Source organism: Brevundimonas sp. TWP2-3-4b1 (genome assembly GCF_049897665.1).
GTDB classification, from domain to species: domain Bacteria; phylum Pseudomonadota; class Alphaproteobacteria; order Caulobacterales; family Caulobacteraceae; genus Brevundimonas; species Brevundimonas subvibrioides_B.
Genome location: NZ_JAFCWQ010000012.1, coordinates 30256 through 54628 on the forward strand (window position 1 = coordinate 30256; position 24373 = coordinate 54628).

Annotated in this window: 17 protein-coding genes; 8 read left to right on the top strand and 9 right to left on the bottom strand. The window is 66.1% G+C overall.

The window, feature by feature from the left end; all coding sequences use genetic code 11:
* Positions 1–164 precede the first annotated feature (164 nt).
* On the top strand, positions 165–2258 hold the full coding sequence (locus tag ACP7A5_RS10615) for a secretin N-terminal domain-containing protein (RefSeq protein WP_426041900.1): 2094 nt from the start codon (positions 165–167) through the stop codon (positions 2256–2258).
* Positions 2259–2264: 6 nt separating this feature from the next.
* On the opposite strand, the gene ACP7A5_RS10620 is transcribed toward ACP7A5_RS10615, so the two are convergent.
* From ACP7A5_RS10620 to ACP7A5_RS10650, 7 genes are all read right to left on the bottom strand, one after another.
* The gene (locus tag ACP7A5_RS10620) at positions 2265–2687 is read right to left on the bottom strand and encodes a prepilin-type N-terminal cleavage/methylation domain-containing protein (protein WP_426041901.1); all 423 of its coding nucleotides are present in this window, start codon (positions 2685–2687) and stop codon (positions 2265–2267) included.
* Positions 2684–3892 (bottom strand): type II secretion system F family protein, encoded by a 1209-nt coding sequence (locus ACP7A5_RS10625; protein ID WP_426041902.1) that lies wholly within the window; start codon positions 3890–3892, stop codon positions 2684–2686. The genes ACP7A5_RS10620 and ACP7A5_RS10625 overlap by 4 nt, the downstream gene beginning before the upstream one ends.
* Complete coding sequence (locus ACP7A5_RS10630) at positions 3889–5679, bottom strand: GspE/PulE family protein (RefSeq protein WP_426041903.1); 1791 nt, start codon at positions 5677–5679, stop codon at positions 3889–3891. Before ACP7A5_RS10630 ends, ACP7A5_RS10625 begins: the two co-directional genes overlap by 4 nt.
* A 49-nt stretch (positions 5680–5728) precedes the next feature.
* The gene (locus ACP7A5_RS10635) at positions 5729–5989 is read right to left on the bottom strand and encodes a hypothetical protein (protein WP_426041904.1); all 261 of its coding nucleotides are present in this window, start codon (positions 5987–5989) and stop codon (positions 5729–5731) included.
* Between the two features lie 41 nt (positions 5990–6030).
* Positions 6031–6957: a glycosyltransferase family 2 protein gene (locus tag ACP7A5_RS10640; RefSeq protein WP_426041905.1), complete on the bottom strand. Its 927-nt coding sequence runs from the start codon at positions 6955–6957 to the stop codon at positions 6031–6033.
* Positions 6954–7637 carry a hypothetical protein gene (locus ACP7A5_RS10645; protein WP_426041906.1) on the bottom strand — a complete coding sequence of 228 codons (684 nt, stop codon included), beginning with the start codon at positions 7635–7637 and terminating at the stop codon, positions 6954–6956. The genes ACP7A5_RS10640 and ACP7A5_RS10645 overlap by 4 nt, the downstream gene beginning before the upstream one ends.
* 94 nt (positions 7638–7731) lie before the next feature.
* Complete coding sequence (locus ACP7A5_RS10650) at positions 7732–9285, bottom strand: hypothetical protein (protein WP_426041907.1); 1554 nt, start codon at positions 9283–9285, stop codon at positions 7732–7734.
* A 418-nt stretch (positions 9286–9703) separates the two neighbouring features.
* Here ACP7A5_RS10650 and ACP7A5_RS10655 point away from each other — a divergent pair, with 418 nt between their 5' ends.
* From ACP7A5_RS10655 to ACP7A5_RS10665, 3 genes are all read left to right on the top strand, one after another.
* Positions 9704–10201 carry a hypothetical protein gene (locus tag ACP7A5_RS10655; RefSeq protein ID WP_426041908.1) on the top strand — a complete coding sequence of 166 codons (498 nt, stop codon included), beginning with the start codon at positions 9704–9706 and terminating at the stop codon, positions 10199–10201.
* A 37-nt stretch (positions 10202–10238) separates the two neighbouring features.
* Positions 10239–12416, top strand: a complete 2178-nt coding sequence (locus tag ACP7A5_RS10660; protein WP_426041909.1) for a tetratricopeptide repeat protein — start codon at positions 10239–10241, stop codon at positions 12414–12416.
* Positions 12417–12537: 121 nt separating this feature from the next.
* On the top strand, positions 12538–14289 hold the full coding sequence (locus tag ACP7A5_RS10665; protein WP_426041910.1) for a hypothetical protein: 1752 nt from the start codon (positions 12538–12540) through the stop codon (positions 14287–14289).
* A gap of 70 nt (positions 14290–14359) precedes the next feature.
* Here the strand turns inward: ACP7A5_RS10665 and ACP7A5_RS10670 are convergent, their stop codons facing one another.
* Positions 14360–18229 carry a M10 family metallopeptidase C-terminal domain-containing protein gene (locus tag ACP7A5_RS10670; protein ID WP_426041911.1) on the bottom strand — a complete coding sequence of 1290 codons (3870 nt, stop codon included), beginning with the start codon at positions 18227–18229 and terminating at the stop codon, positions 14360–14362.
* Positions 18230–18339: 110 nt separating this feature from the next.
* A complete protein-coding gene (locus ACP7A5_RS10675) occupies positions 18340–20553 on the bottom strand; it encodes an AGE family epimerase/isomerase (protein WP_426041912.1) in 2214 nt (737 codons plus the stop codon).
* Positions 20554–20727: 174 nt separating this feature from the next.
* On the opposite strand from ACP7A5_RS10675, the gene ACP7A5_RS10680 reads away from it, so the two are divergent.
* The 4 genes from ACP7A5_RS10680 (at position 20728) to dapD (ending at position 24334) form a co-directional block, all read left to right on the top strand.
* Entirely contained in the window at positions 20728–21798 is a 1071-nt protein-coding gene (locus ACP7A5_RS10680; RefSeq protein WP_426041913.1) for a class I SAM-dependent methyltransferase, read from the top strand.
* Positions 21799–21864: 66 nt separating this feature from the next.
* Complete coding sequence (gene argB / locus ACP7A5_RS10685) at positions 21865–22791, top strand: acetylglutamate kinase (protein WP_426041914.1); 927 nt, start codon at positions 21865–21867, stop codon at positions 22789–22791.
* On the top strand, positions 22788–23465 hold the full coding sequence (locus ACP7A5_RS10690) for a pyrimidine 5'-nucleotidase (protein ID WP_426041915.1): 678 nt from the start codon (positions 22788–22790) through the stop codon (positions 23463–23465). Before argB ends, ACP7A5_RS10690 begins: the two co-directional genes overlap by 4 nt.
* Complete coding sequence (gene dapD / locus ACP7A5_RS10695; RefSeq protein ID WP_426041916.1) at positions 23462–24334, top strand: 2,3,4,5-tetrahydropyridine-2,6-dicarboxylate N-succinyltransferase; 873 nt, start codon at positions 23462–23464, stop codon at positions 24332–24334. The genes ACP7A5_RS10690 and dapD overlap by 4 nt, the downstream gene beginning before the upstream one ends.
* The last annotated feature ends 39 nt before the right edge of the window (positions 24335–24373 follow it).

Consider the following 24373-nt stretch of genomic DNA (forward strand, 5'->3'; position numbering starts at 1 on the left):
CGCCAGTGATCGCACTGGCCCCCTTGGTGTTAGCGGGGTGCGCCGCGTTTCCGACCCTGACGACGACGACTGCCGTGCGGCCAGAGGTTCAGAACAGGCTTCCGGAAGACGACCCGTCGTCATCTCAGCGGCCGGGCGGCCCCCGCCGGGATCCGCAGAGCCTGTTGATTCCGGGTGCAGTCGCGCCGGTCGCGCCTGTGCGGCAGTCGGCCACCACCGACCAGATCACCGCCCTCATTCCGGACGAGTTGGTCGACGCCTCCTTGGCCCCACAGACGATCCCCCAGTTCGTCTCCACCGTCTTCGGCGGCGTGCTCGGCCTGCCCTATACGATGTCACCCGACGCCGCCGTCCGCACGGAGATCATCGCCGGTGGAACGGGTGGGACCGTGAGCAAGCGCGATCTGTTTCGCCTGACGCAGCAGGCGCTTAGTCAGTATGGTCTTGAGGTCTATATCGACAACGGCTTCGTGACCGTCGGCCGACCCGAGGCCTCCGGCATCGACGCAGAACTGACGCGCGGGCGGACGGTCAGTGGTTCAGCCGGCCGTGTGGTCCAGTTCTTCCCGGTCCAGACGATCGACGTGAACTCGCTGCAGACCCTTCTGCAGGACCTGTTCCCCAGCCTGACCGGTGCCCGGATCACCGTCGATCCACTGACCAACAGCCTGATCGTATCGGGTCCGTCACGCGAAGTCGCCGCGGTCATCCGGGTTCTCCGCCAGATCGATCAGCCCCGGTTCGCGGGCGCGGAGGTTCTGCGGATCGAGCCGTCCTTCCTGTCGGCCACGGATCTGTCCGCCGCTCTGGAACAGACGCTGACCACCGAAGGCTACATCGTGTCGACCCAGTCACTGGCTGGTCGATCGATCACCATGCTGACCTTCGCCAGCTCAAATCAGATTCTGGTCTTTGCACAGGACCCGGCGCTGCTGTCGCGCGTCCGGTTCTGGGTTGATACGCTCGATCGGCCGGCCTCGCTCGGCGATCAGGCGACGACCTTCGTCTATCAGGTCCGTAATACGGACGCCCAATCCCTGGGTCAGCTGGCGATCGGCCAAGCCCCAACCTCCACCACGGCCCAGGCCCCGGTCGGTGTTCCTGGAACGGCACCGGTTAACGACGCGTCGATGGCGTCGCGACCCACTGCCCAGGGCGCGACGGGCACCTTCCTCGGTGGCCGACTTTTGACGGATCCGACGGGCAACCGCATCCTGTTCACCGGCAAGGCCGCAGACTACGCCCAGCTAAGAACCTTGCTGGACACGCTCGACCAGCCGTCACCTCAGGTCGTGATCGAAGTTATCATCGCAGAGGTCACGATCACCGACAGCACGTCGCTCGGTATCAGCCTGTTCGGCACGGAGGCCCGTGGGGATGGGCTGCTGACAGGCGGGACGGAGGGCATCAATGTGAGCTCCGGCGGTCTTCTGGCCACGTTCATCGGTCCGGAGTTCCGTGCCCGGCTGAACGCCGAGGCTTCCAACAACCGTATCAACATCCTTCAGCGCCCGCAGATCGTGGCACGGAGTGGTGGGACGGCCCGGTTCCAGGTCGGTAGCGACGTGCCGATCATTACGTCGCAACGCGCGACGGATGTTCAGTCTGGCACGGGAAGCACCGACATCCTGCAAAGCGTCCAGTACCGCCAGACAGGTGTCATCCTCGACATCAAGCCGGTGATTTATGGCGACCGTGTCGATCTGACGATCAGCCAGGAGATTTCCTCCGCAGGCGATCCGCCGAACGCCGCGATCGCCAGTCCGACCATATTGAATCGCAGCCTGACGACCCAGATCGCCCTCAGCGACGGCTGGACAGGCGTGCTGGGCGGGCTGATCAGCAATAACTATACGACGAACAACGTCGGCGTGCCCTTCCTGAAGGATTTACCGATCATCGGACAAGCTTTCCAAAGCAGCTCCGTTACCGGCGACAGGACAGAACTTCTGGTCATGATCACGCCGCACATCGTCCGAAACGACGAGGACATGGCGGATTTCGCCGAGCGATATTCGAGGGATATGAACGCGGCGTTCCAGACTGGCAGGGGATGGTCGTATACGCTGACGCCGATCGCGTTGGGCAGCCGGTTCCGGGGCGTGGGCTTCAACCTGCCGACACCGGGACGCGCCTCGGAAACCCAACCGCTGTTCGGGCCGCGTCTCAGCCCGGGCAGCGCCACGCCGTCCGCCGCGCCGCAGCCCGAGATGGCACCGGCGCAGGACGTGCCTGCGACGGCTGCGCCCGTACCCTGACGCCGATCAGACTGCAGAGTCGCCGGCGGAGCGCCAGCCCATTCTGTCAAAGGTCAGCGGAGGGACAGGGCGTCCCGATGGCCGCTCGGTCGTAACGGTCACTGTAAATAGCTGGACCAGATAGCTGCCATTTCCCGAGGGAAAGCCGACGTTGGGGATCGGCGTGCCTTTGGGCACCGAAGTCCAGCGGTAACGGAGGCCGTCAGGCAAGGCGACCAGCCCCGAGGGCTCCAGCATGGGGTTAATGTCGCGGGTCAGGGCGATGGCATTTTCCTGGATCTGGACGATTTCCAGAACCTGCTCCGCGCGGCGCTGACCGCGTGTCATCTGGATCTGAAGCTCGAAGATCGCCGTCAGCGTCATGGCCGCGATGGCGAGGGCGATCAACGCCTCGATGAGGCTGAACCCGGGCCGGCTGGCGAGGCTCAAACGACGCCCTCGTAGACGCTCGACAGCGCGAGTACGAGCGACAGCGCCACGAAGCCGACGATCAGCGAAATCAGGGCGATGGCCGTTGGCTCCAGCAAGGCGGTCATCCGCTTCATGCGGTCCCTAAGACGCCCTTCGTAGTTGTCGGCCATGAAGCCGAACATCGCCCCGACGGCTCCGGACTTCTGACCGGCTCTCAGCATGCTGATATCCATTGCTTCAAGCGAAGTATGCGACGCCAGCGACGCATCCAGCGTCAGACCCGCTCTCAGATCGCTCTCCAGCAGATCCAGACCCTTTCGGAAGGGACCGATCGGCACCGCCGCCTTGGCCAGTTCGGCGGCGGACAGGATCGGAACGCCGTTGGTCAGGGCGAACGCCGTCAACCGGGCCCATGAGGCGATCTCACGGGCCTGAAGCACCGGGCCGACGACCGGCAGGCCGTGCGCGATTTCATAGGCCCGCGACCGGATAGTTGGATTTGACACGATGAGAACGCCAAGCCCGACCAAGGCCCCCAGGATCACGCCGAGCGCGAGCAGATGCGTGTTCGCGAACTCTCCGGCCGAAAGGACCCACCGCGACATCGCCGGAACATTGGTGCGGTCTTCGCCGATCATGGTCGCAAACCGCGGAACCACCTGGGTGAAGATGAAGCCGACGGCCGATACCCCTGCGAATCCCAGGAAGGCCGGGTAGGTCAAGGCATTGCCGAAATCCCGACGCAGCCGGTCGTCATAGGCCATCTGGTCGGCGGCTTCCTTAAGCACCTCGGCCACCCGGCCCGACGCTTCGCCCACCCGCGACATGGCGTAAACGTAGAACGGAAAGCCCGGGATGTTATCTTCCAGCGCCTGACCGAGTGAATCACCACGGCGGAGGGCACCGATCGCGGCCTGAAACTGCTCGCGACCTTTCCGCGACTGCATCCCCTGAGCGACCGTGTCCAGCGTCTCCAGCAGGGAGACGCCCGCCTCCAGCATCAGCGCCATCTGTTGCAGCACCAGAACGCGTTCGGCGGGTCGCAGCGGACGATCCTGACCGGCCGCGCGTTTCTCGACGGCAGGACTGATCTTGACCACCGTCAGACCATCCGAGCCGAGACGACGCGCGAGGGCCCCTTCGTCGACGGCGGTCAGAATGCCTCGGGCGACCGAGCCGTCACGGGCCACGGCTTCGTATTGGAAGGCGCGGACGTCGGTCACGTCTCTTCCAGCGCCCCGGCGATGCGATAAACCTCGGACAGGGCGGTTTCCCCGCGTCTGGCCTTCAGGAATCCGTCATCGGCGAAGCTGAGGAAGCCGGCACCGCGCGCAAGCTGGGTCAATCGGTCTTCATCGGCGCTTTCCCGCAGTGCTGCGGTGATGCCGACGGAAGCGGGCGCAATTTCGTACAGACCAACCCGGCCGCGGAAGCCGCTCCTGCCGCATTGGGGGCAGCCGGCCGGTTCGTGCCAGTTCTGCGGTTCGTCGCCGATGACCGCCTTCAGATGCGCGGGCATGGCGGCCTCATGGACCGCGGCCTCCGACGGGCTCGAAGGACGGGCGCACGTGACGCAGAGCCGCCGGACCAGCCGCTGGCCGGCCACGCCTCGCAGGACATCGGCGAGCAGATAGTCTTCGACACCCAGATCGAGGAGACGCGGGATCGCGGCGAGGGCGGAGTTAGTGTGGACCGTCGAGATCACCATGTGGCCGGTCAGGGCCGCCTGAACGGCGATCCGTGCGGTTTCGGGGTCGCGGATTTCCCCGATCATGATGACGTCGGGATCCTGGCGAAGGATAGACCGCAGGCCCGCGGCGAAGGTCAGACCGATTTCCGACCGGACACGGACCTGGATCACACCGGGCAGGTCCAGCTCGACCGGATCCTCGACCGTGATGATCTTGCGTTCGCCGTCGTTCAGATGGGTCAGAAGGCGATAGATGGTCGTGGTCTTGCCCGACCCGGTCGGGCCGGTGATCAGGAAGACGCCGTTCGGATGCTCCGACAGGCTGAGGAACTGGGCCTCCTGCGCCGGGCCGACCCCCAGCTCGCGCAGTTCCGGCAGGCGGCTGGTCTTGCCCAACAGACGAAGCACCAGCGACTCGCCCCACGAACATGGCAGGCTGGAAACACGCAGATCCATATCCTGGCCCGAGACCCGAATCGACTGGCGTCCGTCCTGCGGAAGTCGGCGCTCGCCGATGTCCATGCCGCTAAGCAGCTTGATCCGCGAACACACCGCGTCGAACTGGGATCGCGGAGCCGCGCGGGCGGTCGTCAGAACGCCGTCGATCCGCATGCGGACCAGGAAGCGATCCTCATAGGGTTCGACGTGCACGTCGGACGCCCGGCGCGTCAGGGCCTCGGCGAAGACGCTGTTCACGAAATCGATCGTCGGCGCTTCCTGGGCCAGTTCGCGCAGGCGGGCTGCGTCTGATGCGCCAGACGGGGATGTAACGTCGAAGCCGGAGGAGGCGTCCGCGCCCACGTCCTGGGTCAGGGCCTCGACGAGGGCGCGCTGGGCCAACAGGAAGATGACGGGACTGGATAGCCCCTGCCCCAGGCGTTCGGCCAGCATGGGGTCCAGAGGCTGGACCGCCGCGCAATAGATCGGCCGTACGGCGTCCTCGTCTTCGGTCGCGTCGGCGCGCCAGGCGACGGCCTCGCGATCGGACCACCAGCTGAGCGGGGCACCGATCTCAGCCAGGAACTCGGCGATCTGGCTCGGGTTGGGGGCATCGTCGGGCGCCAGCACGCCCAGACCCAGTTGCTCGGACAGGACCTCCAGCAGCTGGGCCTCGGAGATCGCGCCCAATCGCACCAGGTTCAGCCCCAGTAGTCCGCCATTCTGCGCCTGCAGGGCCAGACCGTTGGCCAGGTCGGCCGGCCGGATCAGCCCGCGTTGCAGCAGGATTTCACCCAGACGTGGATTCGCGATACGCGGCGTTGCGAAATCAGGAACGATGAGGGCGGCGGTCAGGGGGTCGCTCCGGAGGTGAGGGTCCACCATAGCCGCATGGGCGGGGTCCGTCACGCGCGAGGGGTGCCGACCCGGCTCAGTCGTTCAGTTCTGGGATCAGGCCCAGGACGACGCCGCGCATGTTGGTATGGGCGGGGGCCATGGCCTTGAGGAAGGCCAGGGTGTTCCCTGCGGCCCCTTCAAAGGTGAAGCTGGCGGTGTTGAAGCGGCAGTTGTTGAACGCCGGCGGGGTTCCGCCGCCATAGACCAGGGTGGCGCCGTCGAAGTTGACGTCGGTAAAGGTCTTGCCGTCGACGTTGACGCGGTCGCTGACGATGGTTTCGATGTTCGATGCCATGGGGATGCTCCTATTGACGGCCGGGTGGACCGTCGTTTGCCTCAGCCTATAGCCGAGACGTCGGGAAAGAACAGCCGCCCGACGGCGGGATGGGTCAGGCGGCCGAACAGGAAGGGATGGCGGCTGGCGGGCGCATAGGCGTGACCGCGCACACGGGCGTATTCGGCCGCATAGACCTGGCCCAGGGTCTCGCCGTCGGCGGCGACGGCGCGCCGGATGCCGCTGGCCTGGGTCGTGGCGCCGTAGTGGAGCTGATGAAACGTCGCCTCGCCCACCAGGAGGATCAGGGGTGCGGCCGGATCGGCGAGCGCGCGCTCCATGACGTCGAAGTTGGCCAGGCCGCCTCCGGGGCTGGCGAATCGTTCGTCGAACCCGCCGATGGCCAGAAACCGATCCCTCGCCATGGCGAAGAAGGTGGTTTCGGGCGGAGAGGCCCAGGCCCCGCGCGCGTAGCTTTCTCCCAGGGAGGAGATTTCGAACAGCCGGTAGCCGTCGTCCGGCCAGCCGATGGAGGCCAGAAGCCCGTCCTCGACAGCGCGGTCGTAACCCTCTGTCACCGAGATTTGCTGCACCTTGGGACCGAGGTGGAAGCCCAGGGTGGCGACGAAGGCGAGGGGATCGATACCGCAGGCCTGGACCGCCGCGGACAACAGCCCGGGGGACGCCATGCGGGCCCCATCGACCATGATCGCGATCAGCCGGCCCCGGGCCTCGGCCGCCGCCCGATTTATGCCGCGGCATGGCGAGACCCCGCCGTCCTTGATCCGGATGATGCGCAGGTCCGGGAGGGGGGGCAGGGTCTCGGCGGAGACCGGCGGCGTCGAGCCGTTGTCGACGACGAGAATCTCCACCTCGCCACGCGCCAGTCCCTGCTGAATGTCGGGCGACAGGGACCGGAGGGTGCGCGGCAGCTCGCGCGCCATGTCGAAGCTGACGATGATGACGGAAAGCACGGGCCCGGCGGTCATGCGGCGGCGTCTCGAAGCCGGTCCCACAGGGCGGCGACCGAGGCCGGGGCGGGATCGGCGGCGCGTTGGTGGGTCAGTTCGTCTGTCCGGAAGGGCATCGGGGCTTCGGCGTCCAGGCCCAGGGTCGAGGCCGCCCGGCGCACCCGGGTCTCATAGTCGGGAGCGTCGTAGTCGATGACGGCGGTGACGGCGCCCTGGTCGATCCAGCGCAGCAGCGCCTCGTTGTAGCCGATCCAGATCGACAGGGCCTGATCCAGCGGCGTGTCGTTGCGGGCGGCGAGCGAGGCGGCGACGGCCAGGGGGTGGCGGATGGAGGCGACGAGGCGAAGGTCGGGCAGGACTTCGAACCAGCCGTCGAGAATCACGGTGGTCCGGGGGTCCTTGAACCCCCACGGTCGGGGAAGGCCGTCGTAGTCGGCGAGGACGGCCCGGAGGGCGTCGACCTCATCCGCATTCCAGACCACGGGTTCGGCGGGAGGATGATCCCAGGCGGCGCCGACACGGGCGAGCACCGCGTCGTGGACGGGCCAGAGGCGGGCGTTCTCGCGGTTGCCCTTGCGGTTATGGGGGGCGGCGGTGTTCACCGCGCCGAGGGTCAGGCCGAGATCCTCCAGGCAGCCGGCGAGGCAGGAGGTGCCGGAGCGGTGCATGCCGAGGATGGCGACGGGGGCTGCGGACATGGGGGCCTTCACGACAGGCATGGGGCGATGGGCGGCAGGCAAGAAAAAAGGGAGGGCCGAAGCCCTCCCTTTCCCAGTCGAGCGTGAGCTCTTCTTAGTTGGTGGTCGCCACGTCGGCCGAGATCGCGCCGAGCGACTGCTCGGTGGTGCTCGCGGAGCTCGTGATGCGCATCTTGGCCGACAGGTTCACTGCGACGGCCTGCACCGACACGCGGATGTCCGCGCGGGTGAAGGTGGTGCCAAAGCAGGTGGCGAAGTCTGCCGAGGTCAGCTGCAGCTCGCTGTTGGCACCGATGTTGGCCAGCTTCGGCAGGGTGGCCGAGGTGCAGACTGCACGGGTCACGCTTGCATTGGTAACGACGCCGCTAGACGCTGTGACGGGCGAAAGGATCGTAAGGGTCACCGGGCCCGTTTGAGCTCCGCTGTTACCGACGCGGATCACCGAGGTGCTCGCGGCACCGACGTTACCAACCCAAGGCGCAATGAAGTTGGTGCCCTGCAGAGTGACGGTCTCAAGATTGATGACCGAGGCAGCAGGAGCGGCGACGACGGCAGTTGACGAGAAGAAGGTTGCCGACCCCGTCGTGGCTTGAGCAGCCGTGGCCGTGGTTCCTGTCGCTTGAACCGCGATCGTGTAAGGAACAGACAAACCGGTGTAGGTGAAGCTGGTATTGGTTCCGTTCGGAGCCGGGTTGGTAACCAACGTACCAAGCGTATCGTCGGTTGCCAAGCGGGGGATCACCGAGGTGAACTGGCCACCGTTGGTAGCGATAACGAGGTCGTAGGTCAGCGTCCCGCGAGAAGCAGCCGCGAGGTTGCCAAAGATCGTCGGAGTAAGAGTAACAAGTGCCGCGTTGGTCGGGGCCGCGGCCAACGCAGCCCTGACGGAGCCAATGATGGTGTCGTTGTTGCCAGCGCTTACGACCAGAGCGGAATAGACCGGCGCGCTGGACAACGAAAGGCTAGTCGGCAGCCCAGTCGCCGCGGACGTAGGCAGCGGGCTAACCGCAGCCGACCAGTTGACGGCCTTCTGAACGAGCGACCCGGCGGCGTTGGCACCGCCATAAACGGCAGCCGTTGACGTTACGGTGAAACCGGCACTAACCGACACAGTCGAAGCAGTCTGGTCCATTGTGAACGGCATGTCGAAGGTCACGGTGTCGACCATGTTGACCCCGGTCGAACCGCAGGTCGCGGCTGCGATCGTGAACACCACGGTGACGCTGGTCTGCCCTGCACCGCCGCCGGCAACGACGTTAGCCGTCGGAGTGCAGCTGCCGGTGTTGGCGGCGCCATTCTGGGCGAAACCGATCTGCGAAGGCTGGACGGCGCTCGAGAATGTGGCACCGGTCAGCGTATAAGTCGCGGCGTAACTAGTCGAAGTCGTGCCCGGAGCAAACGCAGCGCCCGACAACACTGAGATGGTGTTGTTGGCGGGGGTGACCGTGGTGGTCCGGTTGCCCAACGTGCTGAAGACCGACTCATTGGCCACAGTGTAGACCGTCGTCGTCGTGCCGCCAACGACACCGGCAGTCACGCCCAACGCGATGTTGGACACCTTGGCGGACGTGATGGTGGAGGCTTGGGCGGTGCCGGCGAGGGCGATGACGCCCAGGGCAGCAGTGGCCAAAAGGATGTTCTTAGTCATTTTCAGAGTCTTCCCCAAAGGAAACAAGTTGTGTGGACGAGCCAACGAGTGAACGCCTTTCGGCCACAGTTCAAATCCTCTAAGGGATCGTGCTGCGCCCACGGCACGTTACTCCTAGCCCGCCTCGCTCCAGACCGTCAAGCGCAATCATCTTTCCCCGGAGAGCAGCGGCGTGGGAAAAATGTCATACTTCACGGGCCGTTACGTTCGCCTGAGAGGCGACAAGCCACGGAAACTGACGATATCCGACCGACGGAGCCAAGCGTCACCGGTAAATCAGAAAACGGCTCCGCTTGGTCGCGATTTCGCCCCACACCGGGCGAGTTGACCTGCGTTCCCCCGGTTTGCCGCGCCGCGCGAACACATTATGGGTGGGGGGAGTCAGCGGCACAGCCGCGCGTACAGGGAACTCATCGGGATGCTGGATAAGCTTCTAACTTTCTTCAAGGGTTCGGGCGCGGGCCGTGTCGCGCCGGGCGCCGCGGGCCAGGCAGATGCCAACGCGCCGCTCGACCCCGCCCATGCCGAGCTGATCGCCGGGGACGAGCGTCGGAACGGCCGCGCCTGGTCAGCGGCGGCCCGCCACTATCGCGCCTATCTGAAGGACCAGCCCGAGGATTTCGCCATCTGGGTGCAGCTGGGGCATGCGTTGAAGGAAGATCACCGGCTGACCGACGCGGACGACGCCTATGGCGAGGCGAGGCGCCTGCGCCCGGCCAACGCCGACCTGCTGCTGAACCACGGCCACCTGAAAAAGCTGCGGGGCAATTTGGCCGATGCCGCCGCGCTGTATATGGCCAGCGCCGAAATACAGCCTGGGAGTGACGTCATGCTGGAGTTGCAGAACCCGCTGATCCAGCATCAGCTTTCGGAGTCCCAGCGGCGGTGGTTGCAGGCCCGGCGGCCGCGCCCTTGACCCCCGACTCGCGGCTCCAGTCCGCACAGGCCGGCGCGTGACCCCGTGGGGCCGCCTGCGCCGCTGGTTCAGGCGGCTGGGACCGCCGCCGCCCGCAGTGCCGCCTTCAAGAGCCCAGCTCCTGGCGGGCGCGAATGCGGCGCGCGACCGACGGGACTGGGCTGAAGCGGCGCGGCTGTACGCCGATGTGCTGGCCCTCGACCCCGCCGACGGGCCGATCCAGGTGCAGAGGGGTCATGCGCTCAAGGAGGCCGGTCTGATGGCCGAGGCCGAGGCCGCATACGCCGCAGCCGTGGCGCTGAGGCCGACCGACGCTGACGCCCATCTGCAGCTGGGGCATCTGTTGAGGCGCCTGGGGCGGCCGGGGGAGGCGAACGCCGCCTTCGCGCAGGCCCTGGCCCACGACCCGAACCTGACCGACGCGCGCGAGGCGTTGATCGCCGCCGGTGTCCGGCGCGACCTCCCCGAGGGCAGCTTCGGCAGGCCGATGGCGGCGACGTCACTGGATCGCATCGCCGTGACCCTCGAGGCCAGCCTGGACGCCGTACGCGACTGGGTGTCGGTCTCGACCTTTCCGATCGAGGCCTATGGGTCGTTTCGCGGGGCCCATCCGATCCAGCCGCCACCCATTGCTGGGGTCGCGGCCGGCGTCGAGGCCGCTCCGCCCGTTCTGGTGATCCTGGATGCCCGCGCCGCCACGCCCGCCCAGGTCCGCACGACGCTGAACGATCTGATCGACCAGAGGGTCCAGGCCTGGACCGCCCTGGTCCGGGCCGAACCGGAGATCGCCGCCCATCCCGTCGCCGGGCACCAGAACCGCGACCCCCGCATCCACTTCATTGCGCCGTCGCCTGAGACCCTGGTCGATCAGGCGCGTGGGCGGCCCGACCACGCCGTCATCAGCCTGCCCGCCGGGGTCCGCATGGACCGGGAGGCCCTGGGCTGGATGACGTTCGCCCTGACCCGGACCGGGGCGACGGCCGTCTATTGTGATCACGACCACCATGACCTGCACTGGCGCGAGGGGGTTATGCACCGCGATCCGGCCCTGCATCCGGCGCTCGACCCCATCGACCTGCTCGCCACGCCTTCGCCGCCGATCGCGGTGATGACCGCGCCGGGCCGTGTCTCAATCGACCAACGGCCCCGGGAAACACTGCTGTCTCTGTCCCGTGTCGCGCCGGTCGCGCACCTGTCGCGCATCCTGTTCAGCCTGCCCGCAGAGGCGACCGGTTTCGCAGCGGACCCGGTTGCCGAGACCATAGCATCCGGGGCCATCCTGGGCGTCGTCATCCCTACTCGCGACCAGCCCGGCCTACTTGCGGCCTGTGTCGCAAGCCTGAGAGCGAAAGCCGCACGACCGGATCTGCTGCGGATCCTGGTGCTCGACAACCGCAGCCAGGCCCCTGAGACGGCGGATGCGCTGGCGCGGCTGGTCGAGGCGGGCGAGATCGAGGTTCTGGCGGTCGACGAGCCGTTCAACTGGTCACGGCTCAACGACATCGGCGCCGCGCGCGTCGCCGGCGACTATCTGGTATTCGCCAACGACGACATCGAGATGCGGACCCAAGGCTGGGATGATCACCTGCGGGCAGTGCTGGAAACCGCCGGGGTCGCGGCGGCGGGGGTGCGGCTGGTCTATCCCGACGGCGCGCTGCAACACGGGGGGATGGCGCTGGGTGCCGGGGACGGACGGCCGGGACACGAGGGCGTCGGGGCGACGTCGTGGGACCATGGTCCCCTGGGCCGCTGGGCCCGCAATCGACTGGCGGCGGCTGTCACCGGCGCCTTTCTGGCGGTCCGGCGCGACGCCTATACGGCTGCGGGCGGTTTCGATCAGGCTCTGGCCGTCGGCTACAGCGACATCGACCTGTGCCTGCGGCTTCGCCAGGACGGGGGGTGGGTCGTCTATGCGGGCGAGGTCGAGGCCACCCACCATGAATCCCGGACCCGAGGCCTCAACGACACCCTCGCCAAGGTCGCGTGGGACGACGCAGAGCTGTTCGACCTGTTCACGCGCTGGGGTCAGGCAATCCTGTCGGACCCCAGCGTCAATCCGCAATGGTTTGGGGACCGCAACCGTCCTTTCGAGGCGATTCGCGACCTGAGCCTCAGTCAGGTTCTCGCCAGCCTGGACGCCAGTGCGACCCGCAATCCCTGGTCGGCGAACGCCGTGCCTGTCGTTGCGGCCGGGGAGAAGACGTTTCCGGGTTGAAAGCATAAGGGAACGGAACGAATAAGGGGGCTAATCCATCATGGCCCGTTCCTGAAGAGCGGGCCTTGGACCATTTTCAGAGACCTGCGCGGGGCGCGCAAGGTTTTCGGAGCGTTGCATCTTGAAAGAAGCGATCGTCGTCCTCGGCATGCATCGCAGCGGCACGTCGTCCGTGGCCGGCGCGATCGCCAAACTGGGGGCGGTGGTGCCCCAGACGCTGATGCCGGACCACCCGGACAACCCCAAGGGATACTGGGAGAGCGGGCCCCTGGTTGATCTGAGCGATCGCATTCTGGCGTCGGGCGGGTCGTCCTGGTCGGACTGGCGCGCGTTCAATCCCGACTGGAGCCAGTCGCCCGAAGGCCTCGCCCTGACCAAGAAGCTGGCCCCAGCGATCCGCGCGGAGTTCAACGGTGCGCCGCAGATCGTGATCAAGGATCCGCGGATGTGCCGGATTTTCCCGATCTGGCAGGCGGGTCTGAAGGGTGCCGGCTATCAGGCACGCGTGCTGACACCGCTGCGCTCGCCGAACGAAGTGGCGGCCTCCCTGCACCATCGCGACGGGTTTACCCTCGCTCACGGGATGATGATCTGGCTGCGCAACGTCCTGGATGCCGAACGGGCCAGCCGGGAGCTGCCGCGCGCGTTTGTTCTATGGCGCGATGTCCTGTCAGACTGGCGTACGCATCTTTTAGCCGCGCTGGCCGACGTCGGGGCAACGCCGCCCCGGCGCTCCGACCTGGCCGACGCCGAGATCGACGCCTTTCTGGACGCCGGGCTTCGGCGACAGACGCACGATGCTCTGGTCGGAGCGCCGGACTGGGTCGAAAAGTCCTGGACTGCACTTCTTCGCCTCCGGTCGTCTCCCGGTGAGCCAGACGCACTGGCGGATCTGGACGAGGTCCGTGAGGAGCTGGATGCGGCGACCGCCATCTTCGGCCCTGTCCTTGTGGGCCTGGAACGGGACGCGGGCGGCTTCCTCGCCGCACGTCGCGAACTGGACGTCCTTGGCCCGGACCATGTCAGGCTGGGTCATGAACTGATCGGCATGACCGCCAACCGGAATGACCATGCTGGCTTAGCGCATACGAGACTTGAGGCGCTGAACAACGCCGAGGCGCAACTGATCCATGCGCAGGCCGAGTTGGACAAGCTCGCGGTCGCCAGGCTGGCCTTGGACGAGCGCCTGACGCAGACATTGAACGAACTCGTCGGCATGACGGCAAACAGGGACGATCACGCCCGACTGGCCGCCGCCCGCCACGTGGCCCTCGAAACGCTTGCCCTTCAGTCCAACGACCTGTCGGAGAGGCTGGCTCGCAGCGAGGCCGTCCGAGATCGGCTAGAGGTCGTGATCGTCGCCAGGGACGCGGCCTCGGCTGAGGCGTTGTCCGCGAGCGAGGCGCAGCTGGGACGTCTGACCCAGGCCTTGGAAGGCATGACCGCCAACCGCGACGAGCATCAGAAAATCGCCTCGGAGCGCCAGATCCTGATCGATCAGGTGAAACACGAGGCCATGCGGCTGGCTGCGCAAGCCGACGAGCAGCAGGCGGCCGAAAGCCGGAAAATCGCCAGCCTCGAAGCGACTCTGCGCGAGGAATCGGACCAACGTCAGACGCTGGCGGACGCCCTGGATCAGGCCGTCGTCCGCGAGGCGCACCTGCTCGAACAGGCCGCCGAGGCCTCGCGGCTTCTGTCGGAAAAGGAAGCCATAATCGCGATCGCGCTTCAGGAGCGGCAGGCGATCGAGGGCGAGCGAAAGGCGCTTTCGCAGGATCTGAACGCTCTGCGACAGCGCCAGATGGAGCGACCGGTCCGGTCGTCGCTCGACCTGATCGGCGATGCCTGGACCCGTAGGGCCAAGGCCTCCTGACGCGCAGTCGGGAGCCTACTTCACGGCATCAGCGAAGTCGCGAAGCGATGCGATCTCAGCCGATCAGACCCTAGAACATCCAGGCGTGACTGGTGCCGGTCTCATGATCCTGCAGTCCATGCCACGCCAGGGCACCGAAGTCGTCCAGGCCGTCCAGGCCGATCAGGGCGGGGACATGGCTGACGTCGGAGACTGGCCAGCCCAGATGTCCAGCGTCGAAACCGAAGCCGGCATCAGTGTCGTGATTCTGGGCCACATCGAAATGCTGGAGCAGGAATGCATCGGCGATCGCTGCATCCTGCAACGACATATGAGCGGCGGCCTCCGGTTCGCTAGCGGGAGCCGAAGCCACCGACGTGACGGAAACGCCGTATCGCCCTGACGCGCCGGCCATGCCGTTGACGACGACGTACACGCTGCCGGGCGACGTGGTGGAGATCGAAACCGATGCCTGGCCGGCTTGCAAACTGGCTGTGGTCAGAAGCTGCCCCAAGGTATTGTAGATCGAGATCGAACCGGAGGCCAGGGCCCCGGCACCTGTGGCTGCAAGGTTGATCGACACCCGCTGAGAGCCCGCGATGTCCAGCTGGAACCAGTCCCTATCGCCCGCCTGCTCGATAGAGGCGCTGGCGGCGACGGAGGCGGAGAGCGCGTGGTTCGGCTGTTCCCGGCCGAAGGCGGCGTCGCCGACGCGATTTTCGTCGGCACCGTATCTCAGCCAGTGGGTCAGCGCGCCGCCGGAATTCATCCCGGCAAGATCGGAATAGGTCAGAAGGTAAGCGACCGAATCGAAGCCCGACGTCGCTCGGCCCTCCAAGACGCCGAACTGAAGATAGTGGTTCGTCGCGGCGAGACTGTCGGCACCGAACGCCGCCGCCAGGTCGGTATGGCTCGCTGCATAGAGACGCGCGTCGAACAGCGTCGCGCTGCGCCCCTCATAAACCCCCGACTGCAGATAGTGTCGCGTCGCGGCGTCCGCATTGGTCCCAAAGGCCTTGGCCAGATCGACGTAGCTGGCGGCATAGGTCAGGCCGCTGAAGGTTGCGGCGCGCCCTTCAAAGACGCCCGACTGAAGATAATGCCGCGTCGCTGCCGCCGCGTCTGTCCCGAACGCCTTCGCAAGGTCCACATAGCTGGCGGCATAGGTCAACCCGCTGAAGCTGGTCGAAGAGCGCCCTTCGGTCGCGCCATAACGGACATAGTGTTCCGCACCCGCGCGGATATCGACGCCGAAGACGTTCACCAGGTCCAGGTTGCTGGCCAGGTAACGCAGGCTGTCGAACCCCGTTGACGACCGTCCTTCCGCCTGGCCGGTGGTGATGAAATGCCGGTAGGCATCCCCGGCAGAGCTCGAGAAGGCCGCCCGAAGGTCCGAATAGGCCGCCATATAGCGGTAAGCGTCGAAGCTTGATGCCGCCGCAGTTGCGATGGCTACCGATGCGGCCGTACCCGCTCTGACCAACTCCACGCCCGATACGGTGTCCACGTCTGTCGCGCCGTCATAGACCCGCCATCCATTACCGGAGCGTTCGAAGAAGTACGATGACGTCGCACGGTCGATCACAAGCGTGTCGACACTGGCGCCGCCCTGAATGATGTCGCTGCCGGCGCCGCCATTCAAATCCGACCCCACACTCACCAGAGGTACGACCGAATGACCTGGAACAGAGACGTGCAGGGTATAGGTACCCCCGGCCGGCGGCGCACTGGAGGTAAAGGTGTTGCCAGAGTTGGCGGCCCACTGTCCGACAGCGACGTAGTAGACCCCGGCCGTTGCGGCGGTGAATGAAATCTGGGAATCTGTGGCTGGTCCGCCGTCCGGATTCGCGTCGTCGTTAGTGGCGACTTCGACGCCGTTCGCGCCGAACAGGCGAAGCGTGGAGTCAAACGAACCGTTGTCTATGTCGATCAGGATCGTCTGGCCAGCTGCGACGGTGAAGGCATAGTATTCAGTACCGCCATGGGCGATGGCGTTTACCGTGGCGTGCGGAATGGTTGTCGAATTGGTGATATCGGCTGCCGCAAGAAGGTCGAACGCTCCGTCCAGCGCGACAGCAGTCGCGAAGCTGGCATTGGCCAAGGTGCGAACCTTCACGACATCGGGCGCACCGCCCGCCAGCGCACCGGCTCCAGCAATGAGGAAATCGTTGCCCGCGCCCCCGTTCAGAACGTCGGCACCGGCGCCCCCTTCGATCCGGTCGTCACCCGCAGAGCCAGTCAGCACATCCGAGAAACTGCTGCCCCGTATCGCCTCGATGCCTGTCAGAGTGTCCGCGCCTGCCGCTCCGGTCGCCGTTCCCAGAGACAGATTTACGGTCACTGCGCCGGACGCGCCCGAATAATCCGCAGTGTCGAAGCCGTTTCCGCCGTTCAGCGTGTCGTTGCCCAGACCGCCGATCAGGATGTCGTCGCCATCGCCGCCCAGGATATTGTCGTCGCCTGAACCGCCGTCCAGCGTGTCATTGCCTGCGAGGCCGGACAGGGTGTCATTGCCGCCCAATCCGTTCAGGGTGTCGGCGGACGCCGTGCCGGTCATGGTGTTGTTGAGAATGTCGCCGCTGACGTTCAGGCCGCCGGTGAAGGCCGCCGCAATCGTCTGGTCGGCGAAGCGCAGGGATTCGACGTTTGAGATGACATCGGTGCCGTCCGGCCCGACGACGGTGGCCGTCTGGCCGTTCCAGGTGATGGTATAGGCCGAGCGATTGCCGCTGAACACGACGGTGTCGGTCCCCAGACCGCCGTCGATGCGGTCATTACCGGCGCCGCCGGTCAGGACATTGTCGCCGGAGTTGCCGAACATAGTGTCCGCACCCGAGCCGCCGATCGCATTCTCGATCACCGCGCCGATCGCGATGGAGACGTTGCCGATCAGGGCGCCCACATTGGAGAAGCTGCCCTGACGCAGATCGATGACCTGGGCGTTGTTGTAGCCCGAGAAGTCGAAGGTGTCGGTCCCGCCGGCATCCCACACCGCGAAGATCACGGCCGAGGTGGAAGAGGTCGCACTGAACCAGGCCTGAACCGCATTGGAATTAAAGCCATAGGTCGTGTCGGCAGTACGGGTCGTCATGTTCGCGCCGTACAGGCGCTGCGCTGCGGCGATGTCGTCCATGAGCGGGGCCGAGGAGTATCGCCCGGAACCGAAACTGGCCCCGGTGTTGCTCTCGCTGAAATAGCTCATGACCGTGTACTGGCGGCTGTCCTCGAAATAGCCGGCGTTGGCCGCGTAGGTCAGGCTCTGGCCGGGCGCGGCGTTGTAGGCCGCCGGGTGGGACAGGCCGATGGCGTGGCCGATCTCGTGCGTCAGCACCTGCTGCCCGTAGCCCAGCAGCACCGGCGCGGCGTTGTAGGACAGGCTGTTGTTGATCCAGACGTCGCCGCTGTTGCTGCTGTCGGTCCGCGTGGCGGGCAGATAGGCGAAAGCCGCCGCGCCGTCGGAACCGGACGCATAGTTGCCGAACAGCATGGTGGCGCCGTCGGAGAAGCCGTCGCCCGCGTCCACCCGGGTGAAGGTGATATTGGCGACCTCGGACCAGGACGCCAGGGCCAGCAGGGTGGCGGTGATCTGCGCGTCGGTGAAGCGGGTGAAGCCGACCGTATCCGACGGCATGGTCGTCGGGGCCGTGGAGCGGAAGGCAAAGGTGACAGTGCCTGGCTGGCCCAACGTCGTGGTCCAGGCCAGGTTCGAGCGCGTGATCTGGTTTCCGGCGCCGACGGTCGTCAGCGACACCTTGCCGTTGGTCCCGAAACCCCCGCGATCGTCGGCGTTCAGCAGGCCCATCGGTCCACCGCCTTGCTCGAAGATCGCGTGGAAGCCGCCGCAGCAGCCGCACGGTGAATAACCACCAACATCGCCAAAATCGATGCGACCCTCCGTGGCGAACGAGCGGGCATTGCCCGGAAACGTATCCACCTCTTGCAGCGCCAGGGCAGCGGTCATGATGTTCGCACTCTGCTTACGTGAAGCACCACCCTAGCGGATGGCTAGCCGGTCACAAGCGGTGCAGGCGATTTACGGAACAACTCCCGGTGAACCGCTTTCCCGGCCGTCTACCCAAGGCCAATATCGGACATGCCGCGCAGCCCCTCGACGCGGCCCGTTTCGGCCAACTGACCAAAGGCAGCGGCGATATGATAGAGCGAGCTTGCCGGCGCCGGCTCGTCGATGAATCCCCCGCGCGGCAGTCGCTTGTCGCGCCACAGCCCGTCCGGCGTGAGATACAGCCACAGGGCTCTCATCGCCGTCGCCGCGTCGTCCATCAGCCGCTGGCGTTCGCCGTCCGTGGCCGTCTCGGCCAGGATCAGCGAGGCCTTTAGCCATTCCGTCTGCGGCCACAGCCGGGCCCGATGGCTGCGCACCGTTCCGTCGTCGTTCAACGCATCGATGACGATCATCGGACGCTCGGAAACGCCCGTGCGACCGGCGGCGTACAGACGCTGCGCCGCCCGGGTCACATCGGCCCGGTCCCGCGCCCGCCCGACCCGAGCCAGCAGCCACGCCCATTCGAACTGGTGGCCCGGCTCGACCAGCCGGCCGTCCTCGCCCGCCGCCGGCGCCCAGTCCGCGCCGAAGAACTCGCGCAGGAATCCGCCGTGCGGGTCGATGAATTTGGTCAGGGCCAGGTCGACCATGCGGTCGGCCAGCGCCGTCCATCCGGCGTCGCCGCCCGCCGACTCCCAGCCCAGACACGCCTCGAGCAGGTGCATGTGGGCATTGGACTGATACGGCTGCTCTCCCGCCTCTATCAGCCCGCCGGTCGCCGGTCCGGCAGCCAGCAGGGCGTCGCGCAACTTGATCGCCCGGTCTTCCAGCGTCGGGTCGTCGATCCCCGCGCTCTTCGCCGCGGACAGGGCGAACAGGACGAAGGCCTGATCATAAAGGTAGGCCGTCTCGTCCAGCGGCGCCCCCTCGAGCGTCAGCGTCGTCCGGCACAGGCCGTCGGGCCTCAGATAATCGCTGTAGAGCCGTTGAAGACCGCGCTCGACGATGCCGCGCCACGGTCCCTGCCAGCCGTTCATCCCGGCATTGGCGTAGACGAAGATCTGGCGGGCCTGCACCCGCGCCCGGCGCGGAAGCGTTAGCGCCCGCCCCTCCAGCGACAGGACTTCGGCGAAGCCGCCGTTCGTGGCCTGACCGAGCGTCGACCAGACCGGCAGGGCTTTCAGCCGCATCCAGTCGGCGAAACGGATCGCGCCCTGGGCCAGCCCCTCCTGCGGCGCCGTCTCGAAATCCAGGTGGCGCGGTGAGGTCGCCTTGATCCGCTCGACCACCTGCTTGACGCTTTGCGACTGCGACAGGTCGCAGACCAGGACCGCGTCCTCCTCAACCACGATGGCCAGGTTCCGCACCCCAAGGGCCGCCACCAGAATACCGTCCGGAGCCCGGACCAGGCACCCTTCCGCATCCTCGAAGATATGCTGCCCGGTATCGCCTTCGCCCGATGCGGCGATGGAGTCCCAGGCCCCCAGATCGGACCAGGCGAAGTCGACCTCCAGCACCGAGGCGCGGGCGGTCTTTTCCATCACCGCATAATCGATGGAGATTTTCGGCGAGGTGACGAAGGCTGATCCCAGAGTCTGCACATTGTACGCCGCCTCGTCCGGCAAGGCCGACCGGGCGGCCTCGAGCACGGCCGGCGCATGCGTCGCCAGCTCGTCGATCAGCACGGCGGCGGCGACGATGAAATTGCCGCTGTTCCAAAGATAGCCGGCGTCAATATAGGTCTGCGCCTGGGTCCGGTCCGGCTTCTCGACAAACGATGCGATGGCGGACAATCCGCGCCCGGACGGCCTGATGTACCCATACGCGCGGGACGCTCCCGACGGCGTGACCCCCAGCGTCACGATCCGCCCCTGTGCGGCCCCCCGGGCGGCCTCAGTCACTGCTTGGCGAAAAGCCTCGTGGTCTGGAATGTGGTGATCGGAGGCGACGACGGCGATGATAGCCTCGGGATCGCGGCGCGCCGCCCAGGCGGCGGCAACAGCCATGGCGGCCGCGGAATCACGCGCCTCCGGCTCCAGCAACACCTGCGCCTCAATCTCGAGTTCACCGAGCTGGTCGACGATCCACTCGCGGTGACGCAGGCCGCCGACGACGATCAGTTTCCCGTCGTCGCCAGCGAGAGGCGCAACCCGGGCCGCCGTTTCCTGGAACAAGGAGCGATTGCCGGCCAAGGGAATGAATTGCTTGGGGCGAGATGGACGTGAAGCGGGCCACAGACGGGTGCCGGCGCCGCCGCACATGATCACTGGGAATATCAGCATCCATTATCCCTAAGCTGCAGGGGGTGCCCGGCGATACCCCGGAGCGCAGGCTAGGCTGATACCTCGAGCCTCCGACTCTTGTAATGCTTTCTTTTTTAGTCATTTCGCAGACGGCTTCGTTGCGTGTACGAAAGTCACGTACCTTAGGCGAGAGCCGCTCTCACGGGATTTCGAATGTCAGAACCTCATTTCTTCCCGTTGCTCAGAAGCGAGATGGGCGGCGAAACCTGGTGCCTGGATAGTTTCACCATTGACGCGCACCATTACCACGCCAGCGGCTGGGCGATCCCTATCGAGGGCGACCTTGGGCGCGGCCGTATTCTGGTCAACGGTCTCGCCCCAACCCATGCGTCCTATAACGGTCACCGCAGCGACATCGAGCAAATATACGGCTATCTCCCAAATGCGGGGTTGAGCCATTTCGTGATCTCGGGACCGCTCGACGTCGCGGGGCGGGACTATGTCGAGTTGAGCTACGACGACCCGACACAGGCGAGCTTCGCGGATGCTCACAAGAACTATTTCATTCCGCTTTCAGCGGAACGATTTCCGTTCCCGGATGACGCTCGTCGTCACCGGACGACCGGCCCATCGCCGGAAGCGACCTTTGCCTACGGCGGCTATACGATTGCTAGGAAGATGGACGGCATCCTGAAGTCCGTGACCGGCCAGGGCCTGAATTCGCGCAAGTCGATCCTCGACTGGGGCGGTGGATGTGGGCGCGTGTCCCGCTATCTCGCAACGTTGGCCCCCGACGCAAAGATCACTCTGGGCGATATCGATGCGGACAACGTCGCATGGTGTGCAGCCAACTTGCCCGGAGTAGAGACTTTTACGCTTGCGCTTTATCCGCCTTCGCCCTTCGAAGACGGCGCGTTCGACACAGTGATCGGAAACTCCGTGTTCACCCATCTCATGGAGGACACACAGTTCCTCTGGTTGGAGGAGTTGCGTCGAATAACAACGTCGAAGGCGATCTTGATGGTCACTGTGCACAGCATCAAGGATTTGATGCGGAGAACAGATGATCCAGCCGCGTATGACGAACTGATCAGCAAGGGCTTTGTCGACCGCTATATCGACGAGGCCCTGACCGGCCAAATATCAGACGAAACCTACTATCGCGCCTCGTTCCACACCCACGCATACATTCGAGAAAAGTGGAGCGCGTATTTCGAGGTCGTCGAGATTGTTCGGGATGCGTCCAACAACCACCAGGACATCGTGGTGATGCGTCGCGCCTGACCGGGGACGCGTCCTGACGCTTTATCTCGCGTGACACCGGGGGGCCTCGCCTTTATCAGGCCGGGCATGGACGAAAGCGAACGGCAATCCGAGGAACGGGGCTGGGCTACGGCAAAGACGCTGGCCGAAGCCCTGCCCTACATCCAGGTTTATGACCGCGAGACCGTGGTCATCAAATACGGCGGCCATGCCATGGGCGAAGTCGCCGTGGCCAAGCAGTTCGCCGCCGACGTCGTGCTGCTGAAGCTGATGGGGGTCAACCCCGTTGTCGTCCACGGCGGCGGGCCGCAGATCAGCGCCATGCTGGACAAGGCAGGCGTCAGGTCGAGCTTCATCGACGGCCTGCGCGTGACCGACAAGGACACAATGGCCATGGCCGAAATGGTCCTGTCCGGCGCCGTGAACAAGGAGATCGCCCACTGGATCACGGTCGCGGGCCGCGAGGCCGACGTTCGTGGCGTCGGCCTGTCCGGCAAAGACGCCGGCCTGCTGACCGTCGAAAAGACGACCCGCACCAAGCGCGACCCCGACAGCCTGATCGAGCACGAGGTCGATCTCGGCTTCGTCGGAGAGCCGACGAAGGTCGATCCCAAGCTGATCGCGGGCCTGATCGCCTCGGAGACCGAGGACTGGGTGCCCGTCATCGCCCCGATCGGCGTCTCCGAGGACGGCCTGACCTACAACGTCAACGCCGATACCGTGGCCGGCGCGATCGCCGGGTCGCTGAACGCCAAGCGCATGCTGCTGCTGACCGACGTGAAGGGCGTGCTCGACAAGACGGGAGCGATCATCCGCCAGATGACGGTCGCGGAGGCCCAGGCCCTGATCGATGACGGCACCGCCTCCGGCGGCATGATCCCCAAGCTGGAGACCGCCATGGCCGCCGTCCGCGCGGGCGTCGAGGCTGTGGTCATCCTCGACGGCCGTCGCCCCCACGCCATGCTGGTCGAACTGTTCACCGAATACGGTGCGGGCACCCTGGTGAAGGCGTGAGACTCGATCTCTCAAGCATCAACGCCTGGGTCTTCGACCTCGACGACACCCTCTATCCGCCTGAACAGGGCGTGATGGGTCTCGTCCAGGGCCGGATCAACGCCTTCATGGTGGACGCCGTCGGCCTGCCCGCCGACGAAGCCAGGATGCTTCAGCGTCAATTCCTGAACGAACACGGCACGACCCTGGCCGGGCTGATGGCCAACTACGCCGTGGATCCGGAGACATTCCTCCGTGAGGTTCACGACGTGCCGCTGGACTCACTGGAGCCGAACCCGCGTCTGGCTGAGGTCCTCGCCCGGCTGCCCGGCCGCAAGTTCGTCCTGACCAACGGCGCCCGCTGCCACGCCTCGCGCGTCCTGGACCGGATCGGCGTCATCGCCCTGTTCGACGGCGTCTTTGCCATCGAGGACATGGACCTGACGCCCAAGCCTGCGCCCTCGACCTATCGGCATTTCCTGGAGCGTTTCGGCATCGATCCGACGCAGGCCGTCTTCTTCGAGGACACGCCGCGCAACCTCGAGCCGGCCAAGGCCATGGGCATGACCACCGTGCTGATCGCCTCATCCGAACACCTTGCGGCCCGGGGGCTGGCGACCGGCGACTGGATCGACGCCACCGCGCCTGATCTGCTCGACTTCCTGACTCCCTATGCACTCAAGGAGGCCGCATGACCGATCACGCCCAGCTTGAAGCCGTCATCGAATCCGCCTGGGAGGCGCGCGCCGACCTGTCGCCCTCGACCCACGGGGAGACCCGCAAGGCCGTCGAGACCGCCATCGACCTGCTGGACTCTGGGCAGGCCCGCGTCGCCTCCCGCGCTCCGGACGGCGTCTGGACGACCCATCAGTGGCTCAAGAAGGCGGTGCTGCTGTCTTTCCGCCTCAACGACAACGAGATCATGCGCGCCGGGGAGCGCGGCCTGTCGGCGCCCTCCTCCAGCGGCGGCGTACCCGCCGTCGGCCCCTGGTACGACAAGGTGCCCAACAAGTTCGCCGACTGGACGGCCAACGAGTTCAAGGAAGCCGGCTTCCGCGCCGTCCCCGGCTCGATCGTGCGCAAGGGCGCCTTCATCGACCGCAACGTCATCCTGATGCCGTCCTTCGTGAACATCGGCGCCTACGTGGGCGAAGGTTCCATGGTCGACGGCTGGGCCACGGTCGGCTCCTGCGCCCAGATCGGCAGGAACGTCCACCTGTCGGGCGGCGTCGGCATCGGCGGCGTTCTCGAACCGCTTCAGGCCAACCCGACCATCATCGAGGACGGATGCTTCATCGGCGCCCGCGCCGAGGTCGCCGAGGGGGTCATCGTCCGCGAGGGCGCCGTCCTGTCGATGGGGGTCTATCTCTCCGCCTCGACGAAGATCGTCGACCGGGCCACCGGCGAGGTCACGCGCGGCGAGGTCCCCGCCTACAGCGTCGTCGTCCCGGGAACCCTCCCCGACGCCAACGGCGGCCCGTCGCTCTACTGCGTCGTCATCGTCAAGCGCGTCGACGCCCAGACTCGGGCGAAGACCGGCGTGAACGAGTTGCTGCGGGACTAGCGGTCAGGACAGGTCATGATGTCTCGCCTCGTCACGCTT

What these genes read in the sequence shown, in the direction of transcription:
- ACP7A5_RS10640 (WP_426041905.1), bottom strand. Translation starts at nt 6,957, where the DNA reads ATGACCGCCGGGCCCGTGCTTTCCGTCATCATCGTCAGCTTCGACATG.
- ACP7A5_RS10635 (WP_426041904.1), bottom strand. Translation starts at nt 5,989, where the DNA reads ATGGCATCGAACATCGAAACCATCGTCAGCGACCGCGTCAACGTCGAC.
- ACP7A5_RS10645 (WP_426041906.1), bottom strand. Translation starts at nt 7,637, where the DNA reads ATGTCCGCAGCCCCCGTCGCCATCCTCGGCATGCACCGCTCCGGCACC.
- argB (WP_426041914.1), top strand. Translation starts at nt 21,865, where the DNA reads ATGGACGAAAGCGAACGGCAATCCGAGGAACGGGGCTGGGCTACGGCA.
- ACP7A5_RS10680 (WP_426041913.1), top strand. Translation starts at nt 20,728, where the DNA reads ATGTCAGAACCTCATTTCTTCCCGTTGCTCAGAAGCGAGATGGGCGGC.
- ACP7A5_RS10670 (WP_426041911.1), bottom strand. Translation starts at nt 18,229, where the DNA reads ATGACCGCTGCCCTGGCGCTGCAAGAGGTGGATACGTTTCCGGGCAAT.
- ACP7A5_RS10655 (WP_426041908.1), top strand. Translation starts at nt 9,704, where the DNA reads ATGCTGGATAAGCTTCTAACTTTCTTCAAGGGTTCGGGCGCGGGCCGT.
- ACP7A5_RS10675 (WP_426041912.1), bottom strand. Translation starts at nt 20,553, where the DNA reads ATGCTGATATTCCCAGTGATCATGTGCGGCGGCGCCGGCACCCGTCTG.
- dapD (WP_426041916.1), top strand. Translation starts at nt 23,462, where the DNA reads ATGACCGATCACGCCCAGCTTGAAGCCGTCATCGAATCCGCCTGGGAG.
- ACP7A5_RS10650 (WP_426041907.1), bottom strand. Translation starts at nt 9,285, where the DNA reads ATGACTAAGAACATCCTTTTGGCCACTGCTGCCCTGGGCGTCATCGCC.